This is a genomic window from Caldinitratiruptor microaerophilus (assembly GCF_025999835.1).
GTDB classification, from domain to species: domain Bacteria; phylum Bacillota; class Sulfobacillia; order Symbiobacteriales; family ZC4RG38; genus Caldinitratiruptor; species Caldinitratiruptor microaerophilus.
In genome coordinates, this window is record NZ_AP025628.1 from 1,964,410 (window position 1) to 1,986,200 (window position 21,791).

At 70.5% G+C, this 21,791-nt stretch carries 18 protein-coding genes and 2 pseudogenes; 6 read left to right on the forward strand and 14 right to left on the reverse strand.

Annotation, left to right across the window (positions count from 1 at the left end; translation table 11 throughout):
- Positions 1–12: 12 nt before the first annotated feature.
- Genes caldi_RS09525 through caldi_RS09540 form a run of 4 tightly spaced genes read right to left on the reverse strand, consistent with a single transcriptional unit; the run spans position 13 to position 6,360 of the window.
- Positions 13–1,752 (reverse strand): hypothetical protein, encoded by a 1,740-nt coding sequence (locus caldi_RS09525; RefSeq protein WP_264841541.1) that lies wholly within the window; start codon positions 1,750–1,752, stop codon positions 13–15.
- Positions 1,749–2,840 (reverse strand): ABC transporter permease, encoded by a 1,092-nt coding sequence (locus tag caldi_RS09530; protein ID WP_264841542.1) that lies wholly within the window; start codon positions 2,838–2,840, stop codon positions 1,749–1,751. Before caldi_RS09530 ends, caldi_RS09525 begins: the two co-directional genes overlap by 4 nt.
- Positions 2,837–3,763: an ABC transporter ATP-binding protein gene (locus caldi_RS09535; RefSeq protein WP_264841543.1), complete on the reverse strand. Its 927-nt coding sequence runs from the start codon at positions 3,761–3,763 to the stop codon at positions 2,837–2,839. The genes caldi_RS09530 and caldi_RS09535 overlap by 4 nt, the downstream gene beginning before the upstream one ends.
- A complete protein-coding gene (locus tag caldi_RS09540; RefSeq protein WP_264841544.1) occupies positions 3,760–6,360 on the reverse strand; it encodes a hypothetical protein in 2,601 nt (866 codons plus the stop codon). The genes caldi_RS09535 and caldi_RS09540 overlap by 4 nt, the downstream gene beginning before the upstream one ends.
- Positions 6,361–6,611: 251 nt before the next feature.
- Between caldi_RS09540 and caldi_RS09545 the strand changes: the two genes are divergently transcribed.
- The gene (locus tag caldi_RS09545) at positions 6,612–6,824 is read left to right on the forward strand and encodes a hypothetical protein (RefSeq protein ID WP_264841545.1); all 213 of its coding nucleotides are present in this window, start codon (positions 6,612–6,614) and stop codon (positions 6,822–6,824) included.
- Positions 6,825–6,874: 50 nt separating this feature from the next.
- On the opposite strand, the gene caldi_RS09550 is transcribed toward caldi_RS09545, so the two are convergent.
- Entirely contained in the window at positions 6,875–7,306 is a 432-nt protein-coding gene (locus caldi_RS09550) for a GreA/GreB family elongation factor (protein ID WP_264841546.1), read from the reverse strand.
- A gap of 248 nt (positions 7,307–7,554) precedes the next feature.
- On the opposite strand from caldi_RS09550, the gene caldi_RS09555 reads away from it, so the two are divergent.
- On the forward strand, positions 7,555–8,049 hold the full coding sequence (locus caldi_RS09555) for a DUF2103 domain-containing protein (RefSeq protein ID WP_264841547.1): 495 nt from the start codon (positions 7,555–7,557) through the stop codon (positions 8,047–8,049).
- Between the two features lie 77 nt (positions 8,050–8,126).
- Positions 8,127–8,384 (forward strand): DUF3243 domain-containing protein, encoded by a 258-nt coding sequence (locus tag caldi_RS09560; protein WP_264841548.1) that lies wholly within the window; start codon positions 8,127–8,129, stop codon positions 8,382–8,384.
- 7 nt (positions 8,385–8,391) lie between these two features.
- Here the strand turns inward: caldi_RS09560 and caldi_RS09565 are convergent, their stop codons facing one another.
- Entirely contained in the window at positions 8,392–9,357 is a 966-nt protein-coding gene (locus caldi_RS09565; protein WP_264841549.1) for an NAD(P)H-dependent flavin oxidoreductase, read from the reverse strand.
- A gap of 179 nt (positions 9,358–9,536) precedes the next feature.
- Here caldi_RS09565 and caldi_RS09570 point away from each other — a divergent pair, with 179 nt between their 5' ends.
- The 3 genes from caldi_RS09570 (at position 9,537) to caldi_RS09580 (ending at position 12,946) form a co-directional block, all read left to right on the forward strand.
- Positions 9,537–9,758, forward strand: a complete 222-nt coding sequence (locus caldi_RS09570; protein WP_264841550.1) for a hypothetical protein — start codon at positions 9,537–9,539, stop codon at positions 9,756–9,758.
- A 138-nt stretch (positions 9,759–9,896) separates the two neighbouring features.
- Positions 9,897–10,820, forward strand: coding sequence for a S1C family serine protease (locus caldi_RS09575; RefSeq protein WP_264841551.1), 924 nt, complete (start codon positions 9,897–9,899; stop codon positions 10,818–10,820).
- A gap of 152 nt (positions 10,821–10,972) precedes the next feature.
- A complete protein-coding gene (locus caldi_RS09580) occupies positions 10,973–12,946 on the forward strand; it encodes an ammonium transporter (protein WP_319951744.1) in 1,974 nt (657 codons plus the stop codon).
- 506 nt (positions 12,947–13,452) lie between these two features.
- Here caldi_RS09580 and caldi_RS09590 read toward each other — a convergent pair.
- From caldi_RS09590 to caldi_RS17640, 8 genes and pseudogenes are all read right to left on the reverse strand, one after another.
- Positions 13,453–14,283: a PilZ domain-containing protein gene (locus tag caldi_RS09590; protein ID WP_264841552.1), complete on the reverse strand. Its 831-nt coding sequence runs from the start codon at positions 14,281–14,283 to the stop codon at positions 13,453–13,455.
- 25 nt (positions 14,284–14,308) lie between these two features.
- Positions 14,309–15,772, reverse strand: coding sequence for a putative bifunctional diguanylate cyclase/phosphodiesterase (locus caldi_RS09595; protein WP_319951823.1), 1,464 nt, complete (start codon positions 15,770–15,772; stop codon positions 14,309–14,311).
- Positions 15,773–15,899: 127 nt separating this feature from the next.
- Positions 15,900–16,223 (reverse strand): hypothetical protein, encoded by a 324-nt coding sequence (locus caldi_RS09600; protein WP_264841554.1) that lies wholly within the window; start codon positions 16,221–16,223, stop codon positions 15,900–15,902.
- The gene (locus tag caldi_RS09605; protein ID WP_264841555.1) at positions 16,220–17,026 is read right to left on the reverse strand and encodes an ExeA family protein; all 807 of its coding nucleotides are present in this window, start codon (positions 17,024–17,026) and stop codon (positions 16,220–16,222) included. The genes caldi_RS09600 and caldi_RS09605 overlap by 4 nt, the downstream gene beginning before the upstream one ends.
- Positions 17,027–17,049: 23 nt before the next feature.
- Complete coding sequence (locus caldi_RS09610) at positions 17,050–18,435, reverse strand: DDE-type integrase/transposase/recombinase (RefSeq protein WP_264841556.1); 1,386 nt, start codon at positions 18,433–18,435, stop codon at positions 17,050–17,052.
- 97 nt (positions 18,436–18,532) lie between these two features.
- Positions 18,533–18,775 carry a hypothetical protein gene (locus caldi_RS09615; RefSeq protein WP_264844844.1) on the reverse strand — a complete coding sequence of 81 codons (243 nt, stop codon included), beginning with the start codon at positions 18,773–18,775 and terminating at the stop codon, positions 18,533–18,535.
- Between the two features lie 60 nt (positions 18,776–18,835).
- A pseudogene (locus caldi_RS17635) lies at positions 18,836–19,276 on the reverse strand (DUF6431 domain-containing protein); the annotation flags it as partial.
- 74 nt (positions 19,277–19,350) lie between these two features.
- Positions 19,351–21,513, reverse strand: a pseudogene (locus caldi_RS17640) (GAF domain-containing protein); the annotation flags it as partial.
- Between the last annotated feature and the right edge of the window lie 278 nt (positions 21,514–21,791).

The window sequence follows — 21,791 nt, forward strand, 5'->3', positions numbered from 1 at the left end:
TGTGGGCCCCGCTCAGGGGGCCGCCTCGCCGTCTCCCGGCTTCCCCGCCTCGCCGCCGGCCGGGGCGACGGCCGCGAAGTACCGCTGCACCATGCCCTGAAGCGCTGGCGGCAGAGGCGACTGGGCCAGCGTCCTCCGGGCCTCCGCCGCGTAGCGGCCGTACACTTCCGCCAGGGGACGGGCCTGCCCGGCGGTGAGGGGCGACTCCGGCAGCGTCACGACCTCGTCCCCCCCACCGGTCCCGGCCGTCTGCCGCCCCGGAACCCGGGTGCCGGTGCCGCCGGGGAAGGAGGGCGCCCCGCCGCCCGGGAAGTCGATGGGTCCGAATCCTGTCGGGTCGCGTCCGGGCAGAGACCCCCCGGTGCTACCCCCCGCCAGGCGTCCGGGCTGCGAGCTTCCGGGGCCGCCGCCAGCCCCGGCGCCGCTGCCGGTTCCCAAACCGCCACCGCGGGTCCCTGCCCCTGCAACGTTGCCGACCCCTGCCCCGTCCCCACTGCCTGCGCCTGCCAGGGTCCCGGCGCCGCCCCCCGGCGCGGCGCCAGCGCCCGGCGACCCCGCGACCGGCCCTGCGCCGCCGGCCTGCAGGCCCGCGACGAGCGAGCCCAGGGCCCCCATCTGCCGCAGGAGGCCCGACAGCCCGGCCGCCCGCGCCACGCCCGACGCCATCAGGGGCTGGAGGGCGCGGAGCGCGCCGGCTGCCCCCTCCTCCCCCCCGTCGCCCGCTGCGCTGCCGGCCTCGGGGCCTCTGGACCCGCCCTCCGGGGTGGCCGCCCGCTGGAGCGAGCCTGCGGACCGGCGCAGGGCCTCGGCGAGTTCAGGCACCGGCCGGGCCGCGTTGGCCCCGGCCTGAAGCGCAAGGCCCAGCCGGCGGAGGTCGTCCGAAGACGCCCCCTCCGCCTGCCGGGCGAGTTCCTCCAGGGCCCGGGACACGGCTGCCGGATCCTCCCGGCTCAGCGCCAAGCGGAGGTCCGCCAGCTCCGGCCGGTCCTGCCAGGCGGCCTGGAGGCCGGTGATCGCCTCGCGCCAGGCGGCATCGCCCGGGTCCACCTGGCGGGAGAGGCTCTGCCGGACCTCTTCCACCGCGGCCGCGGCCCCGTCCCGTTCCCGCTCCTGCCCGAGCCGCCGAGCCAGCGCCTCGAGCTCGGCTCGGGCCGCCCGGGCGGCGGGCGACGCCTGCAGGACGGGCTCCGGCCACTCCCGGGCGAGGCGCTCCACGGACGTACGGGTTTGCGCGATCGCCTCCCGGTCCGCCCGGCGGCGCATGGCCTGGACGCCGCCGTGGCTCGGAAGGAGGGCCAGGAGCGCGGCGACCCCGGCAAGGACCCACACGCCCCGCCAGCGCCGCCAGGAGGGGATGATCGGGTACGCGGCCGGGTCCAGCCTCTCGAGGCGCCCCCGCGCGTCCGCCTCGGCCAGGGCAGCTGCCGGATGGCCCGTCGCTCCCGCGTACAGCGCCGTCACGACCCGCTCCTCGAGCCCCAGCCCGTCGGCGGCCAGGGCCGCCTCGGGCAGGCCCGGCAGGCGGCGGAACGCGCGGGCGAGCGCGAGGGCCGGGCCGCTCACAAGGGCCACGAGGGCCCACGCCCGGCCACTCTCCCACGGCACGAGCCGGGCAATCGCCAGCGGCACCCCGGCAGCGCCGAGGCCCCACACCAGCCCGCACCGGAGCCACTCCGCCAGCCAGCGGGCACGCACCCGCAGCACGTAAGGGCGGAGGGCCCGGGCGAGCTCTCCGGCGGCCCCGGCGCTCATGCTCGTGCCTCCAGCGGACGGGACCGCGCCCGTGCCCGCCGGCCGAGCCGCCACCGACCCTGCCCGGCGCCCAGGCGAATCGCGCTCGCCACCACCGAGGCGGCCATCAGGAGGAGGCTGAACGCGAAGTGGTACACCCAGGGCGCCCAGGCCTCCCGCATCTTCGGCACCTCACCCGGCCCGCCCGGTGGCGCCACCACGTATGCCACCCTGGCGCTGCCGATCAGGCCGAAGCTCCGGGTCGAGGCCACGGCCGGGTAGGGGGTGCCCCGGACCACCCCGAACGCGTACTTCACCGGCACGGCGCCGTAGCCGTACCGGAACAGTTCGTTCAGGAGCCCGCCCAGCACGGGCACCGGGACGTTCACCGGCGAAGCGACGGTGGTGAGGGCCGCCAGAGGGCTGGTGTACGTGTACACGGGCGGCGTCCCCATCTCGGGGGGGCCGTCCGGGCGCGCCTCCCGCACCGACCGGGTGATGACCCCGAGGAGCGGCGTCCCCAACACCAGCACGAAGGTGAGGAAGTACGCCACCACCGACGCCCGCTGGGTCGTGCGGAAGAGCGCGGACAGGAGCTGCCCGAGCGCCGCGTACCCCAGCGCGGTGAAGCCCGCTGCCGCCAGGACCACCCCGATCATGGACAGCGGGACCCCGCCGAAGAGGTAGACCACCGCGAAGGCGGGCAGGGAGGCGAGCAGGAGGTACAGCACGTACACGACCGACGCGGCCAGCTTGCCGAGGGCGATGCCCAGCGGCGACGCCCGGGTGACGAGCAGCAGGTCCAGCGTCCTGCGCTCCCGCTCACCGGAGATGCTGCTCACGCTGAGGGCAGGGGTGAGGAAGGCCAGGAGCAGCACGTAGCCGATCGCAAGCGCCGAGAACACCTGCTGCCCGACGTTGGGCCCGCTCCAGCCGCTCCGGCTGAGAAGCCACAGGAAACCGGTCACACCCGCCGCCAGGGCCAGCAAGAACGCGGACACGACCGCCACCGGCCGCCAGCCCCGGCTGCGGGCCCGCAGTTCCTTCCCCACCAGCGGGCCGACGCCGTCCCGGATGCCGTACCACGTCTCGAGCAGCCAGCGCTTCACGCCTGCACCTCCTCCCGGGCCAGACGGAGGAAGACGTCCTCCAGCGTCCCGCCGGCCTCAGCGAACCGCACGACCGGCACGCCGGCCGAGACCACGGCCGCCAGGACCTGCGCCAGGCCCTCGGCGTCGCCCTCGAAGCGGAACTCCACCACGCCGTCCTCCACCGTGACCCCGGTGACCCCCTCGATCTCCTCCAGCACGGCCCCCGCGCGCTCCGCGTCCCGCAGGACGTGCAGCACCCGTGCGGTGCCGCGGCTCTCCTGCAGAACCTGTGCGACCGGCCCCTGCCGCACGAGTCGCCCGGCGTGCACCATGCCGATGTGGGTGCACATGTCCGCCAGCTCGGAGAGGATGTGCGAGCTGATGACGATCGTCTTGCCCATGCGGCCGAGTTCCTTGAGCAGCTCGCGCATCTCGACCCGGGCGAGGGGGTCGAGCCCGCTCGCCGGCTCGTCGAGAAGGAGCACCGCCGGATCGTGGATGAGGGCCCGGGCGAGGCACAGGCGTTGCTGCATGCCCCGCGACAGGCTGTCGACGTACTCGTCCCGCTTGTCGGCAAGGTCCACCAGCTCGAGGAGCTGATCCCGCAGCCGGCGGACCCGGGGGCCTCGGATGCCCTGCAGGCCGGCGTAGAACTCGAGGTACTCGCTGACCCGGAGGTCGTCGTAGACGCCGAAGAAGTCCGGCATGTAACCGATGAGCCGGCGAACCTCCATGCGCCGCCGCACCACGTGGTAGCCGCCGATCTCCGCGACGCCGGCGTCCGGCACCAGGAGGGTCGCCAGGATGCGGAGGGTCGTCGTCTTCCCGGCGCCGTTCTGGCCGATGAACCCGTAGATGGCGCCCTCGGGCACCTCCAGGTCGAGCCCGTCGAGGGCCTGCGTGCGCCCGTACCGCTTCTCGAGCCCCTGCACCCGGATCACCCTCCGACCCTCCCCTCGAAGGTCACGTCCGGCACCACGAAGGCGGTGCGGCCCTGGACGGCCGTCACCCGCACCCGGACCTCGTGGTCCGGCCCGACGTACGCCGCGGCCGGGACCACCCGCACCTCCTCGCGGCCGCCGGGGAGCGGGTCCCAGGTTCCCGCGCGCCAGTTGTAGAGGCTGAACACGCCGGCCTGGGCGGCCTCGGCCTGCGGGCCCTGCGCCGCCGCAGGGGGGCCGGGCGGCGGCACCTTTCCCGGCGCGAAGGGCGGCTGTTGCAGGTTCATCTGCCGGGTCGTGATGGTCAGGGCCTCCACCCGGGCGCCCGGGGGCAGCGGCGGCCGGTAGGCCAGGTCGATGGTCCCGCTCTCGATCTCCATCCAGCTGATCTGGCCGCTCGAGCCCCCGCCCCAGCCGGGGCTGGTCATGCCGGCCAGCTCGCTCGTCACCAGCCCCGGGGGGAGCCGGAAGGGTCCGGGGGGGAGGGTCAGGGTGAGGGGCTGTTCCAGGAGGTTCAAGTGGTACGTGGGGTGGCCGGCGGGTTCGAAGTCGACCTGTCCCACCGGCGACCGGGTGAAGGCGAACACCGTGAGCGGCAGCGACGCCTCGGCGGGGCCGGGCGTGGGGCGCTGCGCCAGCATGTCGAGGATCCGCATCCGCTGCTGGATCCTCGGGTCCTGCGGGGGCGGATCGTACAGCTGCCACACGTCCAGCGGGATCCCGGGCTGCGGCGGCTTCGGAGGCGGGTTCTTCAGACGCGCGTACGCCCTCCACCCCAGCCCCGGGCCGCCCTGGAAGCGGGCCACGCCCGCGGGGGGCTCGAGGCGGACCTGCGCCTCCTCGCCGGGAGCGAGGTCGCCAATCTTATGGAACGCAGGCCCCAGCACGACCAACACGTCTTCCAGGGGGTAGGGCGTCGCGTTGCGGAGGGTGCCGGCGACGGCGCCGCCATCAAGGCCGAGCCGCGCCTCGATCCGGCCGATCTCCGGACCCAGGGTGCGCTCGAACTGGATCCGCCGCATCCCCCACTCGCCGCCGCGGAAGAGGACCCGCGTGCGGCGGCCCGCCAGCACGCGGTAGGGCGGGTCGGTGGGGAAGCTCTCCGGGCCGACCGGCCCCCACGGCCCGTACGGGCCGGCGGGCCCCTCCGGCCCGCCGCCGGCAACCCGCAGCGCCAGGTCGCCCGGCACGGCCACCTCGATATCCCGCCGTGTGGGGGAGAACACGCCGAGCACCAGGTTCTGCTCGCCGCCCCCGGCCGGATCGAGCCGCACCCGGCTCACCACGCTGCGGATCACGTCCCGCTGCTCCACGCCGAACCCGAACCCGTAGAGCCCCCCGGCCACCGCCAGCGACAGCGCCGGTACGGCGACCCAGGTCCACTCCCGCCGGTCGAGCCGGCTGAGAAGCCAGTGCACGAGAGGGCCGGCGACCAGGGCGAACCCGCCCAGGATGAAGGCGATCGTCCTCCAGTCGGGGAACGCCTCCGGGGGCAAGGTCTCGGCGGCATAGAGAACGTTCTCCGCCGGCCCGGTCTGCCCCCGCCAGCGCGGGAAGCCGAACTTCTCCGGCTGCTCACCCACGGGCAGGACGGGCTCGAGCACCTTCTTCCACAGGGCTCCCAGGCCGTCCCAGGCCCGGAGAGGAGCCAGGGAGGGGTCGGCGGCCAGCACGGTGACGCCGCCGCTGCCCAGCGCGAAGCGCCAGGCCAGCGGCCGCTCGGTCGGGCCGGCCAGGACCACGCCGCCTGCCGGGCGGAGCACCGCGACCGGGGCCGGCTCGCCGGCAGGCGCAGGGGAGCCTCCCCACGCCGCCAGTGCGCCGAGGTCGCGGACGGTCTCCACGCCGTCCAGCCGGAGCGGCAACGTCCCCTCCGGCAGGGCGCGCAGGGATTGCGCCGCCGAGGGCCCGCCGAGCAGCACGAGTTCGCCTCCCGACCGGACCCAACCCCGCAGGGCCTCTCGCTGGCTGTCGGAGAGGCCGGCACCTGCATCGCCGTGCACGACGATCGCGGTCAGGGCGTCCATCCGGGAGGGCTCGTCCGGGATCTCCGCCGCGGCCACCCTGGCGACCCCGATCGGAACCGGCAGGCCCTGCAGCGGGATCTCTACCTTTTGTATCCCGCTCGCCACGGCGTCCCCGGCGGCGAGCACCCCCACCAGCGGCCATCCCGGGGCGCGACCGAACTGGAAGGTGACCTGCCGGCGGTCGAGCACCTGCTCGCCGGCGCTCACCCGCACCTCGGCGCCCACGTGCCCGCTGACCGGGACCCAGAGGACGACGTCCTTCTCGACCCCCGCCGGCAGAGCCTCCTCGCGTCCGTAGCTGGCCACCGGGAAGCGCGTGGTGCCGGTCGGAGTCTGCCACTCGTTCTGCAGGACCGCCTCCACCGCGACCTGCAGGTCCTGGTCGCCCCCCCGCAGCCGCACGCGCACCGGCGTCCAGGTCCCGTGTGTCGCCTGGCCGTCCCAGCCGGCGGTGACGGAGACCAGCGCCGGCTGGGACGCCGCGGCGCGCCCGGGCAGCCCGCCCACCGCGATCGCCAGGGACAGCGCGAGCCACGCCCAGGTCGGGGCAAGGCCCACGCGCGCCGCCATCCGCATCCGCTCCCCCGCCTCCCTGCGTCCTCGACGTACGCGTTCCTTGCAATCAGACGCACGGCGGCAGGGGAGGGTTTCATGCCTTTCCGGAGGCACGGGGGCCCCACCCCGGTAGCCGGAGTGGGGCCCGGTTCTCCGCCGAAGCCGGCCCGGTAACCGGACGAGGCAAACGTTGCGTACCGAACGGGGCCGCGTCTATAATGACCGGGGAGTCGTCTTGGTGAAGAAAGATCCGGGAGGGGACCCGCTTGAGCGTGTGGGTGATGCTCGTCCTGTTCCTGATCGGCAACGCGGTGCTGGGGTCCGGGGTCATGATGCTGGCGAGGGGGACGTTCCCGCCGCCCTTCACGAACCGCAAGGCGCACCCGATCCTCTCGACCCTGGTGCTCCTCGTCGGGCTGACCCTCATGCTCCACTTCGGGACCCCGGAGCTGCTGGACGAGCTCCTCAAGGCCCTGTGACGCACGCGCAGACGGGCCCGGCACAGGCCGGGCCCGTCTGCGGTTTCCTGTCAGGACTCGCCGTCCTCCCAGCGGCCCTCCTGCGGGCGGTCGAGGCCGTCCTCGAGCTCCGAGTCCTCCTCGTCGCCGGGAAACACGCCGTCCCAGGCTTCCGCGTAGCCGATCCGGACGGTCAGCCCGCCCAGGCCGAGCGTGGCAGCCGGCTCCTCGTCCGCCGCCTCCCGGCCCCCCACCGGCATCTCGATCGCCTCGACCCGGAGCCAGTACGGCCCCCCGGACTCGCGGGGGCTGAGCACCTCGCCCACGTGCCTCCCGAGAAGCGCCCGGGCCAGGCGGGTCCGCCGGCCCAGGACGCCTTCCTCGACCCGGGTGCGACCCCGGGAGATGAGCCACTGGATGGTCCCCTCGCGCCCGCTGCGGGAAACCCGCAGCGTCACCGTGCAGCCGACGCGGATGACACCGGGGGCAAACGGCTGGGCCATCTCTCCTACCTCCTCGGCGTGGGGTCCGGGTCGGTGCCGGACGAGGACCAGGCCGCGTAGGTTTGCTAACGAATCCCCATTTTAGACCTGGTAGTGTCCGCTGACAAGTGGGTGCCGGGCGGATTCGGCCCCCGCCTCCGGGGCCGCCCCAGGGGCGGGCGATGGGCAGGGGACCCCACCAGACCCCTGCACTATACTTTATGATGGCCCGGCCACCGCGCCCGGCGGTGCCCGTCCGGAGGGACGCGATGCCCAGGTTCCGAAGCCACAAGGTCAAGCACGAGCACAGCATCATCGACGGGCTCCGGCCGGTCCTCGACCGCATGGCCGCCTGCCCGGCGGTCCATGCCGTCATCCCCGGCACGATCCGCCCGGTTCGCGCCCCCCGCCAGCTCTCCGTCACCGTCCAGTACCCGACGGACACCGGCCTCCGCCTCCTGGCGCGCACGGGTTCGGCGGTCCAGGAGATCTTCCTCGTCACCGACGACCCCGCCGGCACCCGGCAGTGGCTCGAGGCACAGGGGCTGGTCGAACGGGAGGCACCCCCGGAGGAGCCCCCACCGGAGCCTGCCCACCCCTCGCGGCAGGTGGTGGTGCGCTTCGACCACGACTGCGCCCGCTGCGGCCGGCGGATCGCGGCGGGCAGCCGGGCCGTGCGAATCGGCCAGCCGCCCGCCGAGCAGTACGTCCACGTCCGGTGCTTCCGGGCCCCGGCGCCGCCGGATCGCGGCCGGCCGCGCTAGGCCAGGGATCACGCATGGTTTTGACTGCCCCGCGGCAACACTACGCACGAGAGATCCGGTAAGGAGGTCGGCCTGCCGTGGAGGCCATCGATTCCTTCGAACAGTGGAAGGAGTTCCTGTCCCGGAACGTGAACATCGCCCGGGAAGCGGGGATGTCGCAGGGCGCCATGGTCGACGCCGCGACGCGCATCGGCGAGTTCCTGGCAAGGAACGTGGACCCGAAGAACCGGGAGCAGCGGCTGCTCTCCGAGATGTGGAAGGTCGCCGACGAGGAGGAGAAGCGGGCCATCGCCTCCACCATCACCAAGATGGTGGGCGACGGGCAGCGGCACTAGTCGCCCACTAGTCGCCCAGCACACGGTGGAGGCGCCGCGCCGTTTCGCGCGCCTCCTGGACGATACGGCTCATGAGCTCGGCCACCGTGGGTACGTCGCGGATCAGACCGACGCCCTGCCCGGCGTAGACGAAGCCTTCCTCGAGGTCGCCTCCGACGGCGGCCTTCTCGTTTCTCTGCCCGGAGATGAGGGGCAGGAGCTGCTCGAGGGTCGCCCCGGCGGCCTCCGCGTCCAGGATCCGCTGCGCCCCGGCCGTCCGGAGCACCCGGGCCGGCCGGCCCACCGAGCGCTCCACGATCACCGTGTCGGTGGGTTCGGCCTCCAGGAGGCGCTGCTTGTACGCCGGGTGGGCGGGGCTCTCCGCCACGGCGACGAAGCGGGTCCCCATCTCGATGCCCTCGGCGCCCAGCGCCAGCGCGGCGGCCAGGCCACGGCCGTCGACGATCCCGCCGCTGGCGACCACCGGGATCTTCACGGCCTCCACGATCCGCGGGATGAGGGCGAACGTGCCGATATCCTCGCGCCCCAGGTGGCCGCCGCCGTCGAAGCCCACGGCGATGACCGCGTCGGCGCCCAGGCTCTCCGCCTTCTGCGCGGTCCGCACCCCGGCCACCAGGATGAGCTTGCGCACCCCCGGCACCCGCTGGTCGATGTGACGCATGTACGGCTCCGGGTTGCCGCCCGTGATGGTGACGATGCGGACGCCCTCCTCGAGGGCGACGTCGATGTGCCCTTCGAGCGGACGGTGCCCCATGGCGAAGTTCACGGCGAACGGGCGGTCCGTGAGCGCCCGCACCCGGCGGATCTCCTGCCGCAGAGCCTCCGGGTCGCCCAGCGTGGCGGCCGTCACCTGGCCGAGGCCGCCGGCCCGGGACACCGCCGCGCAGAGCTCGGCCCGGGCCAGATAGGCGAGCCCGCCCTGGATGATGGGGTACTCGATGCCGAGCAGTTCGGTGAGACGCGTGCGGATCACGGGTGCAAAGCCCCCCTGTGTGGCGCGTGTCCTTTGCAGTTACCACATCTGTAGTTACCACACAGCCGGCGGGGATACCTTTTGGGGGCTCCTGAGGCAGGGATCGGCGCCCGGCGTGGCCGGGCAGACTGGTACCGGGGGCGTCCGGGCAGCGGGCCGCCCCCGGGAGGGACACGCCGATGCCCCAGTGGCACATCGCCCACCTCTCCGACGAGCAGCTCCGGGCCATCCGGCGGCTGGAGGAGGCGACCGGGCTGGTCCTGGTCGCCTGGGAGCGGGGGAGCCGGGAAGCGCCCCGCGCCCGCGGCCGGGAAGAGCTCGGAGCGGAGATCTCGCCGGACGTCTCCGCCCTGAGCGGGCTCCGTGACGTCTACCGGTCGGTGAGCGCGCCAACGCCCTGAGGGAGGCGGGCTGCGGCCCGCCTCCCGCGCGCGGACCGCCGCGACGGGTGGTACCCCCATGGGTACTTGACAACGCCGCGGGGTTAAGGTAAAAGATAGTCAAGGTCAAACAGGGAGCCCTGGAAGGTGGAGTCAGCCATGATGGAACGGGATGGCCGGCGGCTTTCGGAGACGATCGCCGCGGTGGCGGAGCGGGTGGGCCGAAACGTGGTGCAGGTCCGGGCGGAGACGGCGCAGGGCTCCGGCCTGGGCTCGGGTATCCTGCTCGGCCCGGCCGGGGAGATCCTCACCAACGCCCACGTGGTGGCCGGACGGGGAGACATCCGGATCACGTTCCACGACGGCGTGACGCGCCCGGGCGAGGTGGAGGCCCTTGACCGTCTGTACGACCTGGCCCTGGTGCGGACACGCCCCTACATCGACTCGGAGGTCACCCTGGGCGGAGACGACGATCTGCGCCCGGGCCACCTCGTGGTCGCGGTCGGCAACCCCTTCGGCTTCGGCTGGACGGTCACGCTCGGGGTGGTGAGCGCCACGGAGCGGATGCTCGGCCCCCTCGACGGCCTCATCCAGACGGACGCCGCGATCAATCCCGGCAACTCCGGCGGAGCGCTGGTCGACCTCGAGGGACGGGTCGTCGGCATCCCGACGGCCGTCCTGGCAGCCGGTCAGAACCTCGGCTTCGCCATCCCGGCCTGGCAGGCCGCACTGGCGCTCGAGCAGTTCCGGCGCCACGGGCGCGCCTTCCACCCGTACATCGGCATCAGCGGGCAGACGGAGGTCATCGACCCGGCCCTGGTCCGGGCCCTCGACCTGCCGGCCGGCCGCGGGGTCGCGGTGCTGGAGGTCGACCCCTACGGCCCGGCCGCCGGCTCCGGCCTGGAGCCCCTCGACCTGATCACGGCGGCAGGGGACCAGCCCACCCCCACCATCGCCGCCCTCCGGCGCGTCATCCGCCGCACCCCGGTCGGCACCCCCCTCGTCCTGGAGGTGCTGCGGGGCAGCGGGCTCGTGCGCCTCTCGGTCGTCGTGGGCGAACTGCCGCAGCGGGCGCGGCGGTAGGGAAGGCGCCTGGCCTTGCCCGCTCTTGTCAGGAATGCTGACAAATGAGCACGAAATTGCTGACATGAACGCTTGTGCGGCTGCACCCTCCCCACTAGAATCCAAGGTGTGCCGGGGTGCCTGGCACAAAACCTGACAGGAGGGTGCTGCGCATGTGGAGGCGGTTCCTGTTCGCCGGGCTGCTGGCGGCGATCCTGGCCCTGTCCGCCCTGCCGGCCGTGGTTGCCGCCGCGGAGGCGGTGCCGGACCCCAGCGGGGCAGCCACGGGCAACGTCAGCGACATCGCGGCGGCGACGGCCGGGTCCCCCACCCCGGACGAGGTCGCGGCGCAGGTGGGAAAGAACAAGGCCGGCATCAACATGATGTGGGTGCTCCTCACCGGCTCTCTCGTGTTCTTCATGCAGGCCGGCTTCGCCCTGGTGGAGACCGGGTTCACGCGGGCCAAGAACGCCGCCCACACCATGACGATGAACCTGATGGTCTTCCTGGTGGGCGCCCTGGGGTTCTGGCTGCTCGGGTTTCCGCTGATGTTCGGTAACTTCGGCGCCATCGGGACCCTGGGAGGCCAGCCCCTCCTGTCCGGGGGACTGAGCATCGGCGGCTGGAACATCCTCGGCACGAGCGGCTGGTTCCTGTCCGGGCTGGCTTATGACGTGACGGTCGTGGCGCTGTTCTTCTTCCAGATGGTCTTCATGGACACGGCCGCGACGATCCCGACCGGCGCGATGGCCGAGCGTGTCAAGTTTTCTGCCGTCGTGGCCAGCACGTTCTTCATCTCGATGTTCCTGTACCCGATCTACGGCAACTGGGTCTGGGGCGGCGGCTGGCTCGCGCAGCTCGGCTCGAAGCTCGGCCTCGGCCATGGCGCCCTGGACTTCGCCGGCTCCGGTGTGGTCCACATGATCGGCGGCGCCGCCGCCCTGGCGGGGGCCATCGTCCTGGGCCCGCGGATCGGCAAGTACCGCGCCGACGGCACCCCGAACGCGCTGCCCGGCCACGACATCCCCATGGCAGTGCTGGGCACGATCATCCTGTTCTTCGGCTGGTTCGGGTTCAACCCGGGCTCCACGCTGGCCGGAACGGACCTCCGCTTCTCCGTGGTGGCCGTCAACACCATGCTCGCAGGCGCCGCCGGTGGCTTCGCCGCCATGGTGTACCACTGGCTGCGTTACGGGAAGCCGGACCCCTCCATGATCTGCAACGGCGCCCTGGCGGGCCTGGTAGCCATCACCGCGCCCTCGGCCTTCGTCAGCCCGGTCGGCTCGGTCATCATCGGCCTCATCGCCGGCGTGCTCGTGGTGGAGTCGGTGCTCTTCATCGACCGGCGCCTGCGCATCGACGACCCGGTGGGCGCCATCAGCGTCCACTTCGTCAACGGCGCCTGGGGTCTCCTGGCGCTCGGCCTCTTCGCCGACGGCACCTACGGCGCCGGGCTGAACGGCGTCGACGGGCCGGTGACCGGCCTCCTGTACGGCGGGGGCGCCGGACAGCTCCTCGCCCAGGTGATCGACATCGCCGTCGCCGCCATCTGGGGCGTGGGGGTCTCGTACCTCTTCTTCAAGTTCTGGGATGCCATCGCCGGGATGCGGGTGAAGCAGGAGGACGAGGTCGGCGGCCTCGACGTCCCCGAGATGGGCGTTCCCGCCTACCCCGCCTTCGTGTTGATGCCCGAGCCGGCCCTCGCCGGCGGTGGGCCCGCGGCCGCCGGCGCCGCCCCCGCTGCCGCGGCGGCTGCTGGGGGGACCGTCGTCGCCCTGAGGCACCCGCCGTCGGCCGAGGGTGCGCCGCTCCAGAAGATCGAGGCCATGATCCGGCCGGAGCGGCTCGAGGCGGTCCGCCAGGCCCTGTACGAGGCCGGAGCCCGGGGCATGACGGTCACCGAGGTGCAGGGCGCCGGTCTGCAGCGGGGCGTGGTCGGCCACTACCGGGGGGCCGTCGTCGAGTCGTCGCTGCGGCCGAAGGTCAAGATCGAGGTCGTGGTGCCGGCCACGCAGACCACGCGGGTCGTGGAGGCGCTGGTCGGCGCCGCCCGGACCGGCGACGTGGGCGACGGCAAGGTCTTCATCTACCCCCTGGAGGACGCGGTCCGGGTCCGGACGGGAGAACGCGGCGAGGTGGCCGTGTGACGGGGCCGTCGCATACGGGGCCCCGGCAGCCTCCGCTGCCGGGGCCTCTTGCCGGGCGCCCGGGGCAGGCGCTGGCCTCCTGCAGCTCCCTGCTCAATCATCTGCCCCGGCACTCAATCGCCCGTTGACCGCACGGCGCTGCCGGCGGCGAGGCTCACCTCACGGCGGGCCTCGTCCGCCTTCAACGTTCTGCAACCAGGAATTCCGCGGGTCATGTCTACATGTCTTCGGTCAAGCGGATCACCGGGAGTAGAATCCGATCCACGTGCGTAGAGTCCGAAATAGCAGAATTGATTCAAGGGATACAGGTGCTGAGCTCCGCTGTGGTGGTACCGGCGAAAGCCTTTCCGGAAGTGGTGTGCGAACGTGCGGGGTTGAACCTCTCGGCCGGCAGTAGACAAGACAGAAACCTTCCGCGTACCGGCCTTACATGCTAACGAGCACGTACGGCTCGCCAGAGCGCAGCGAGAAAGTGCCCTGACCTCGCCAGTCGAAAGTAGGGTCACTTAGTCTGCACCTTTCGACCTCAGGGTCTCAATCAGTTTGTTCACCTCGTCAATCAGTTCTGTGCTCAGGCGAATCGCCTCATGAATGTCTTCGGCTTTCATGTTGCTATTCATGACGATCCGCGCAACCTGGGTAATCAGCTCTTGCGCGCGTTCCGCGCGCCGCCTGGCTGCGTCCCCCGTTGAGCCGGCTCCTGCGTCTCCTTCGCGCGGCCACCGTTTCGAAAGCACCGCGAGAAGCAGTTGCTTTAGTTTCTCCCGATCCTCTGTGCTGATGTCTTTCCACTCGACACCCACAGACCAGGTTTTGTCATCCAACGCTGCAACACGCTGAACACGGCCGTTCAACTTCAAGGAGCCAACGGGCGTAGACGGAATTTCGACGCGAACAACGTGTCCTGGTCTCAGCTCAGTCGGAGAGATGATCCGCGCGCCTCCGAGGCTGAGATCGCTCAAAGTGGCGCCAACGGCTGCAGCACCAGCCGCACCGAGTTCCAAAGAGACTGGATGCTGCACCGAAAAGCGAAAATGGGTTCGGCGCTGCGTAACTGTGACGGGCCCGGACACGAAAACCTGGAATCGTTGAGGACTCTTCCGAATCAACAGCCCACTGCCGGATACAACCCCCCGAGCCGTGAACACCAGGAGTTGAGCGAACCCACGGTCCGGGACGTTCTCCGCAGCTTCGGAGCTTGCCACGAAGTGCAGGTCTTCGCCCGTCACCAGAATCTCGCCTTCCAAAACGACGTCTGGTTGCGAGGGGTTCTTCCACCGAACCTTCGCGTAGCAACTGTCCAGCGACGATAGTATCTGATTCCACGTCAACTGCACTGCGCTCCCGGCCCTCCTCCCACGTTCAACGCGCGTTCATGACCTGATCGACGGTGACAGGCTTGCCGATGAGGTAGCCCTGGGCGTAGTCCACCCCGCACTCCCGGAGGAGCTGCAGCGTCTGGTCGTCTTCCACGAACTCCGCGATGGTTTCCTTCCCCAACCGTCGTGCCACGTCCACGACGGCCTCCACCAGGTGCCGGCTCACGGGGTCGTACGACAGGCTGCGGACGAAATCCCCGTCGATCTTCAGCGAATCAACCGGTAGATACTTGAGAGCATAGATCGAGGAGAACCCGACCCCGAAATCGTCCAGAGCAAAGCGGCAACCAAGGCTCCGCAGTGTCCGAATGAACCGGCCTGCCTGGTCAACGTCGCGGATGGCGGCCGTCTCCGTGATTTCGAGCGTCAACTGGGAGGGGTCGATCCCGGCGGCATCAAGTTCGCGCTGCACGAAGGTGAGGAACTCCCGGTCACCCAGGACCGTCCCGGAGATGTTCGCTTCGAGCCGCAACGTCTGGCCAGCCTTGGAACCCTCAGCGATGAGGTGGATCGCCCGGCGCACCACCCAGCGGTCGACGGCCTGAATCAGGCCGAACCGCTCGGCCACGCCGAGAAACGAATCCGGCAAGATCAGGTTGCCGGTGTCATCCGGCAGGCGGAGCAGAAGTTCGTACCGTGCAATCTCGCCCGTACGCAGGTCGAGGATGGGTTGCAGGTGCACGACGAACCGGTCGTTCTCAAGCGCCCAACGGATTCGCTGTTCCCAGGCCAGCTTCGACTCCGCCAACGACTTGCCTTTCATTTTCTCGATGTTGTACATGCAAACCCCGTTCCGGCCGCTTTCCTTCGCCTCGTACATGGCGGTATCGGCCCGAGCCAACAATTCCTCTGCGGTCGTCCCGTGCTGCGGGAACACGGCGATCCCGATGCTGGCGGTGACCCGAACGGGATGCCCGCTCACCACCATCACCTGGGCCCGCAGGGTCTCAACGAGGTCCTGGGCCACCACCTCCGCCTGCCCGGCATCCGTCTGGGGCAGCAGGATCGCGAACTCGTCGCCGCCAAGGCGTCCGATGGTGTCGGCCTCCCGCAGCCGGCGCTGCAACAACGCGGCCACGTTTTTCAGGAGGGCGTCCCCGGCGGGATGCCCCAAGCTGTCGTTGACGTACTTGAAGCCGTCCAGATCGACGAACAACAGGGCACCATGGACACCGTAGCGCCGGGCCTGGGCGAGCTGCCAGTCGAGTTCCTCGAGGAAACGCCGGCGGTTGAAGAGGCCGGTGAGCGGATCCCGGCTTGCCAGGTAAGCGAGTTGCTCCTCCGTTCGCTTCCGGTCGGTGATGTCCCGCAGGATCACGGTGAAGATGATTCCCTGGCTGAGGTGCACCTTCGAGATCGAGGCTTCGGCAGGGAACTCCTCGCCGTTCTTCCTGCGCCCGGTGATCTCGCCCCGCTCGCTCATGGGCCGTGTTGCTGCCCGCGCTATTTGTCGCTCCGGTGACCAGCGACGATGTCATGGCCGTTCATGAGATGTGACCGGTCCGCTGGCGCTGAAGGGGCGCAGCCCGTGGTAAGGATGCGCCCCAGAGTCCGAAATGCAGGGCCGGCAGCCACTAGAATCCACCAGGGCCGTACGGGTGGTTGACCCCGGGGCTGTGAACGAACTCCCGGTAGAGGCGCCACCACCAATGCTCGTAGTCCTCGATATACCGGAAGACGGGAAGGTCGAGCCGGCACGTGGGCCGGCTCTTCAGGTCCCGTAACCGGTGGAGCAGACGGTAGCCCAGGATGAACGCCGTGACCGCCTGGCCGCGCCGGACCCCATCTCCGGTCGTGGCCTGCCGGATGGCGGCCTCCAGCAGGTCGAGCAGGTCGGTGATCTCGTACCCGTAAAGCCGGAGTGAAACCCCGGCGTGTTGCAGGCGAAAGTCTGTCACCACGGGCTACCTCCTCTGGGGGCCTGGGTATCCTGCAGCTCCAGCAGCACCCGCTCGACGTGGGCCTCCTCCACTAGGCGCTGGTCATGGGCGCAAGCGTCCAGGAGGCAGCTCGTGCAGATCGTGTTGATGACCCGCGGGATGCCCCGGGACTCCGTGACGATCTTGCGCAGGGCCTGCTCGGAGAAGAGGGGCCGGTCGGCGCCGGCCAGGTGGAGATGGTGCTGGATGTAGGCCAGAGTCTCGGCCTCCCCGAGGCCGGTGAGGTGGAAGCGCACCTGAACCCGCTGGGCGATGGCCTCGAAGGTGCGAAGCCGGAGCAGCCCCCGGAGTTCGCTCTGGCCGGCGAGGATGAACGTCAGCGGCGAGATGGAGTCCATGTGGAAGTTCAGGAGGAAGCGGACCTCCTGGAGCATGGCGCCGCTGAGGAGGTGGGCCTCGTCGATGACGATCACTGGCTGACGGCCGTTGGTGGTGTAACCGTCCAGGATGGTGCGCTCGAAAAGCCGTTTCACCTCCCGCCCGTGGAACAGAGAAGGCGGGGCCACCCCAAGCTGGGTGAGCACGTCTCGGTAGAACGCGCTGGGGGTGAGACGGGAGTCGGCGATGTACACGAACAGGTGGCGGGTCCGGTCGAGCTGATCGTACAGGGCCCGGATGGCGGTGGACTTCCCGGCGCCGACCTCACCCGTGACGACCGCGAACGCGCGGTGGCGGATGGCGTACTGGAGGCGAGCAAGCAGTTCCTGGTGCTGGGGAGCGGGGAACAGCCGGTCGGTGGGAATCTCCCTGGCGAAGGGCACCGCTTTGAGGCCGAAGTACTCGGTCAGCGTGACGGCTCACCGTCCTTGTGGCCGACCAGGCGAGCGTAAGAGGTCTGACCCAGGCGGCGCTGCTTCTCGGCCTCGTGGTGCTTGCGGGCCAGGGTGAGGAAGTTCATCCCGTCGCTGGACGGGGGTTGGGCCGGGGCAGGGACGGCGTGGTGGTGAGTGCGGCGGAGCTGGAGGGGGGCAGCGTCCGGGAAACGCTTTCCCTCGTGCCAGACCTGGATCTGGCTGAGGTCGTAGGGGTCGTAGCGCAGGAGCACCCGGTGGCCGCTGAGGGCGGCGTCGACCTCGTAGCGGTTCCCATGCAGGGAGAAGCATCCGGTCTTGTCGACGACCCGCTGCTCCTCCCAGAGGAACACCTCCCGCAGGGCCGTAGGGTCGATGCGGCGCAAGGGCTCGGTGTCCGCCTCGAACCGCTGGCGGGGGGTCTGGTGGGTGCTGCCGTGGGGGCGACTGAGGTAGGCCACCTCGAGCCAGGCCCAGAAGAACTCGTTGAGTTCGTCCAGGGTGCGGAGCTGGCCGGCTTCGACCAGCGCGTGCGCTTCGGGTACAAAGCTGCGGCGGACGTACTGGAAAAACTTTTCAACCTTTCCCCGCCCCTGGGGTCGGTAGGGGCGGGAGTGGCTGAGGCGGATCCCGAGCTTGGCGCAGATCCGGGCCAGGTGGCGGGTGGAGTAGATCGCCCCGTTGTCCACGTAGATCTGGCGGGGCAGGCCGTAGCGGAGGATGGTGCGTTTGAGGCAGTCCTCCAGGCGGGGGAGCTTCTCCTCGAAATACATCTGGCCGTAAACGACTCGGCTATGGTCGTCGAGGAAAGCCATGAGGTAGACTTGGCGCCGCTTCCCGGGTTGTCCCGGCACCGGCAGCGACAGGGCGTGCAGGACGTCTCCTTGCCACAGGTCGTTGCGGTGTTGGGCCTCAAACCGGCGGAGCAAACTCCGGGCGGCTTTGCTGCGCAACTCCTGGCGGGTGCAGCCTGCCCGGGCCAGGTAGCGGCCCAGGGTGGTGCGTTTGAGACGCCCGGGTGCGACCTTTCCGTCCAGCTCGAGCAAGGCGATGATCTGTTGCACACTGCGGTCGGGCACCGCCCGCCGCAAGGCGATCGCCGCTTCCAGGACCTCCGGGGGAACGGCCCGTCCCTGGTCCGCATCCGCCCGGGTGTGCGGTTTGAGCCCCTCGAACCCGTGCTGCCGGTAGGCCTGGACCCAGCGCTGCAGCGTCCTGAGCCCGACTCGGGTCTTGTCACTGGAAGGGATCTCGTGCGGGTGCCCGGCGATCTCCCGCAACAGGCGCTGGCGCTCGGACGGGCTCAGGTTCTGGGTCAGTACGGGGGCGATGAGGCTCCAGCGGAAGGTGGCGATCTCTTCCCGCTGCTGCTCGTCCATGGAATCCCTCCCCTGCTGGCGTCGTTGCCGCCATTATGGCCGGCACGCCGAGCCAGCCGGGAGGGACAAAGTTTGTGGTGGGGGGTATAGCCGTACCTCACAGGGGTGCCGGCGCCTCGCAAAAACTGTTCAGGAACGCAAACAGCCCACGGTGGCGGACAGGGTCCACAGGCATCTGCCGCCGGAGCCAGTCACCCAGCGCGAGCAAAAAGTGGAGGGCGGCGTCGGGACCCTCGTGGCGGGGGACCAGCGTGAAGACGTCGACGGCGGGTCGCTGTTCCAGCAGCCAGGCGGTCAGGAACTGTCCCCAAGTCCCCGCGATACCGCGAACCGTACGCACCCACCGGCGCAACGTTCGCTCCGACACCACACTGACCGCCGGTGAACTGATTTCCCAGGCGAGATCCCTCCACGACCTCCCTTGCTGAAGGCGCCGGCGCACGACCACTTCCCGCAGCAGCGTGACAAAGCGGGCGTACGGACACAGAAAGTCCGGCAGGACTGAGCACGTGTGCTTGCACCGGGGACAGAACCAGCGGTAGATGGGGATGCGGTAGATGCGCCGGCGGGTAACCACTGACCGATGGTGGGCGCCATGCTCCCGCATCTGCCGGCCGCAGCCTGCACAACGAAGCGCCAGTGCGGGTCCGTCACGGCCGTACCGGCGTAAGTACGCTTTGACTGAGACCGCAAGGGGCAGTATGATGGACACGCAGAGGTAACTCCTCTGAAGCCTGCCCCGGGGCTTGGCTGCGAAACTCGACCCGGGGCAGGTGTCTTTATTTCCACCCCCCGCGCGAAAAGGGGGAGGCTCGACCTCCCCAGGCTCTTCCACACCCATCTCCTCGTCCCCTTCCAGCGCCAACCACTCCGGTCAACGCGGCGACAAATAGCGTGGGCGAAAACAGGCCGTGCCACTGCGGGTTCAGCGGCAAAGCGCTGAACATGCCTCCGGTGCGCGTCCCGTGCCCGCTCCGGCAGGAGCACGTCCAGCGGTTGACCCATCACTTCTGCGGCAGAGTAACCGAAGATGCGCTCGGCCCGCTTGTTGAACACGATGATCCGCTGCGCCTCATCAACGCAGATGATGGCGTCATGCGCCAGGTCCACGATCCCGGCCAGCCTGGCCTCTGAGTCCCGCAGACTCTGCTCCTTCCTGCTGAGGGACGCCAGGGCCTCCTGGAGTTGCTCCTGCTGCGCCTCCAAGGCGTTTCGCTGTTGGATGAGTTCTTCGTTTTGGGCTTGCAACTCTTCCTGCTGCGCGACCACTTCCTCGTGGAGCGCCTGCAACTCTTCGTGGGCCTGTTGCAACTTCCTGTGGCTGGCCAGCAGGTCTTGATGGGTGCGAGCGTGGGCGATGGCGACGCTCACCTGACTGGCCACCGCTTCGAGGAAGCGCACTTCGTCCGGCGTCCACTGCCTGGGGGCGTCGCACTGGTGCAACCCGATGAGTCCGAGCACAACATGTCCCAACCGAAGAGGCGCCACCAGCACCGCCCGGGCGCCAACGGACAAGAGTTCCTGGCGGAGGCCAGGGACGGCGGACTCCAACCGGGCGTCTGTCGCCACGTCCGAGATGGCCACGGCCTCATCGTGGGTGGACAACACCACCGCCGACCGGGGCGTGACACTGCCGACACCGACAGGAGCGACCCCGGGCGCCGTCCATTCCTCTGCCAGCCGAAAGCTCCCGTCCTCCTGCCGTAGCCGGATGAAGCTCCGGCTTGCGCCCAGAGCCTCCCCCAAGTTGCGCACGGTTTCACGGAGCACGTCATCCAGATCCAGGGAGCCGTGGACTGCCTCGCTGACCTCCCGGATGAGGGCCTGCAGGCGGATCTCCTGCTTGAGCCGGGCGTTGGTGCCGGCCAGATCCTCCTCCCGCTGCCGGTACTCCCTCGAAAAGCGCATGCCCACCGCTGCCCCTGCGCCCAACACGGCGGCCGCCAGCGCGCCCGTCGACAGCGCCAGGCCCACAGACCTGCCCCCGGCGAGTTCCACTCGGAGCGCACCGGCGAACACCGCCGCCACGGAGAGGATCAGTAGCCTGCGCCCGGCCGCGGCGCCCAGGGTGTAGGTCGCCACTCCGGGGATGAGCACCATCGAGGACAGAACACTGTACCCAATCCGTCCGGACGCGGAAAGAAGAAGACCGAGGGCCACGCTGAGAAAGACCATGCGCCAGAACACCCGGCGGCTGAGACTTCTCGGGCGGCACAGGGCCCAGCGCATGCCGGTGTTGTAAAGGGCGACCGCGCTGACGAACACATGGCCTGCGACGGGCGAAGCCACCACTTCGTGACCGCTCAGGGGGCTGAGCCCGACCACGAGGACAGCGAGGAGCCAGCCCCACGCCTCCAGCACCTGATCCACCCTGGTCAGGGTTGCCTTCGTTGCGGACGCTCGATCGTCCGCCACGTCCTGTTCCACCGACGGGGTGTAGCGTTCCGCGAGCAGGACCAGGGCCCAGATGCCCCAGGCGACCATGCCGGTCCACTGCTCTGTCCGGGCGAAGTTGTACGCCAGCAGTAGCGGCAGCAGCGCCCCGGCCAGCGACCGCGCCCAGCCTGCCGGGGCGGCCCGGCGGGATGCGCCACCGGGCGAGAGGAGGGCCACGGCTCCCGCCAGCCCGGCGACGCCGGCCCACCGGATGGCCCCCCGGAGGGCTGCATACGGTGGGCTGGCGAAAATGCCCGGAGCGAGGAGCATGAGGGCCCCGGTGGCCGCTTCGATGAGCCCGAGGGCCATGTGGCTGAGGTTCAGACTTGCCTCCGTGTCGCCACGTGGCTGCGGCAGCCAAGTCGCTACCAGCACGCTGGCGGCCAGGAGTCCGTACAAGATCACCCCAGTCCAGGACGCGGCCCTCAGGAACAGGTACACCAGCACGCCGAAGGGCAGGGCTGCCAGTACAGAGAGAGTGCCGGCGATCCAGGTCGGAAGGGCATATGCGATCTGGACCAGAAGGGCCAGACCCCCCAGCATCAGGATCGTGGCAAACCCGGAAAAGTACGGACGAACGGGATCATAAGTGGGAGACCGAAACTGGCTTTGGAAAATGTAAATCGCCACTGCCAGGAACATCTCGATGGTGGCCGCCACGACGCGGAACTGGGCAGTCCGAAACGCGACCTTGCGCACGTGCTTGTCCTCCCGACTGGGCTACGTCGGCCGACCCCAGGGCCAGTACGCCCCTCACCTCGTCCCGGCACAGACCCATGCTGTGTCCGCCCCGCTCAGCGGCCAGGATGTGTCCGCCGTCCGCGCCCCGCTGTGGTGCAACTCGCAGACGCCACCACAGGTCCGCCTCCCGAGGGCCACTGGTCCGTCACATCGACGCAACATCTCCCGTCTCACGTTCG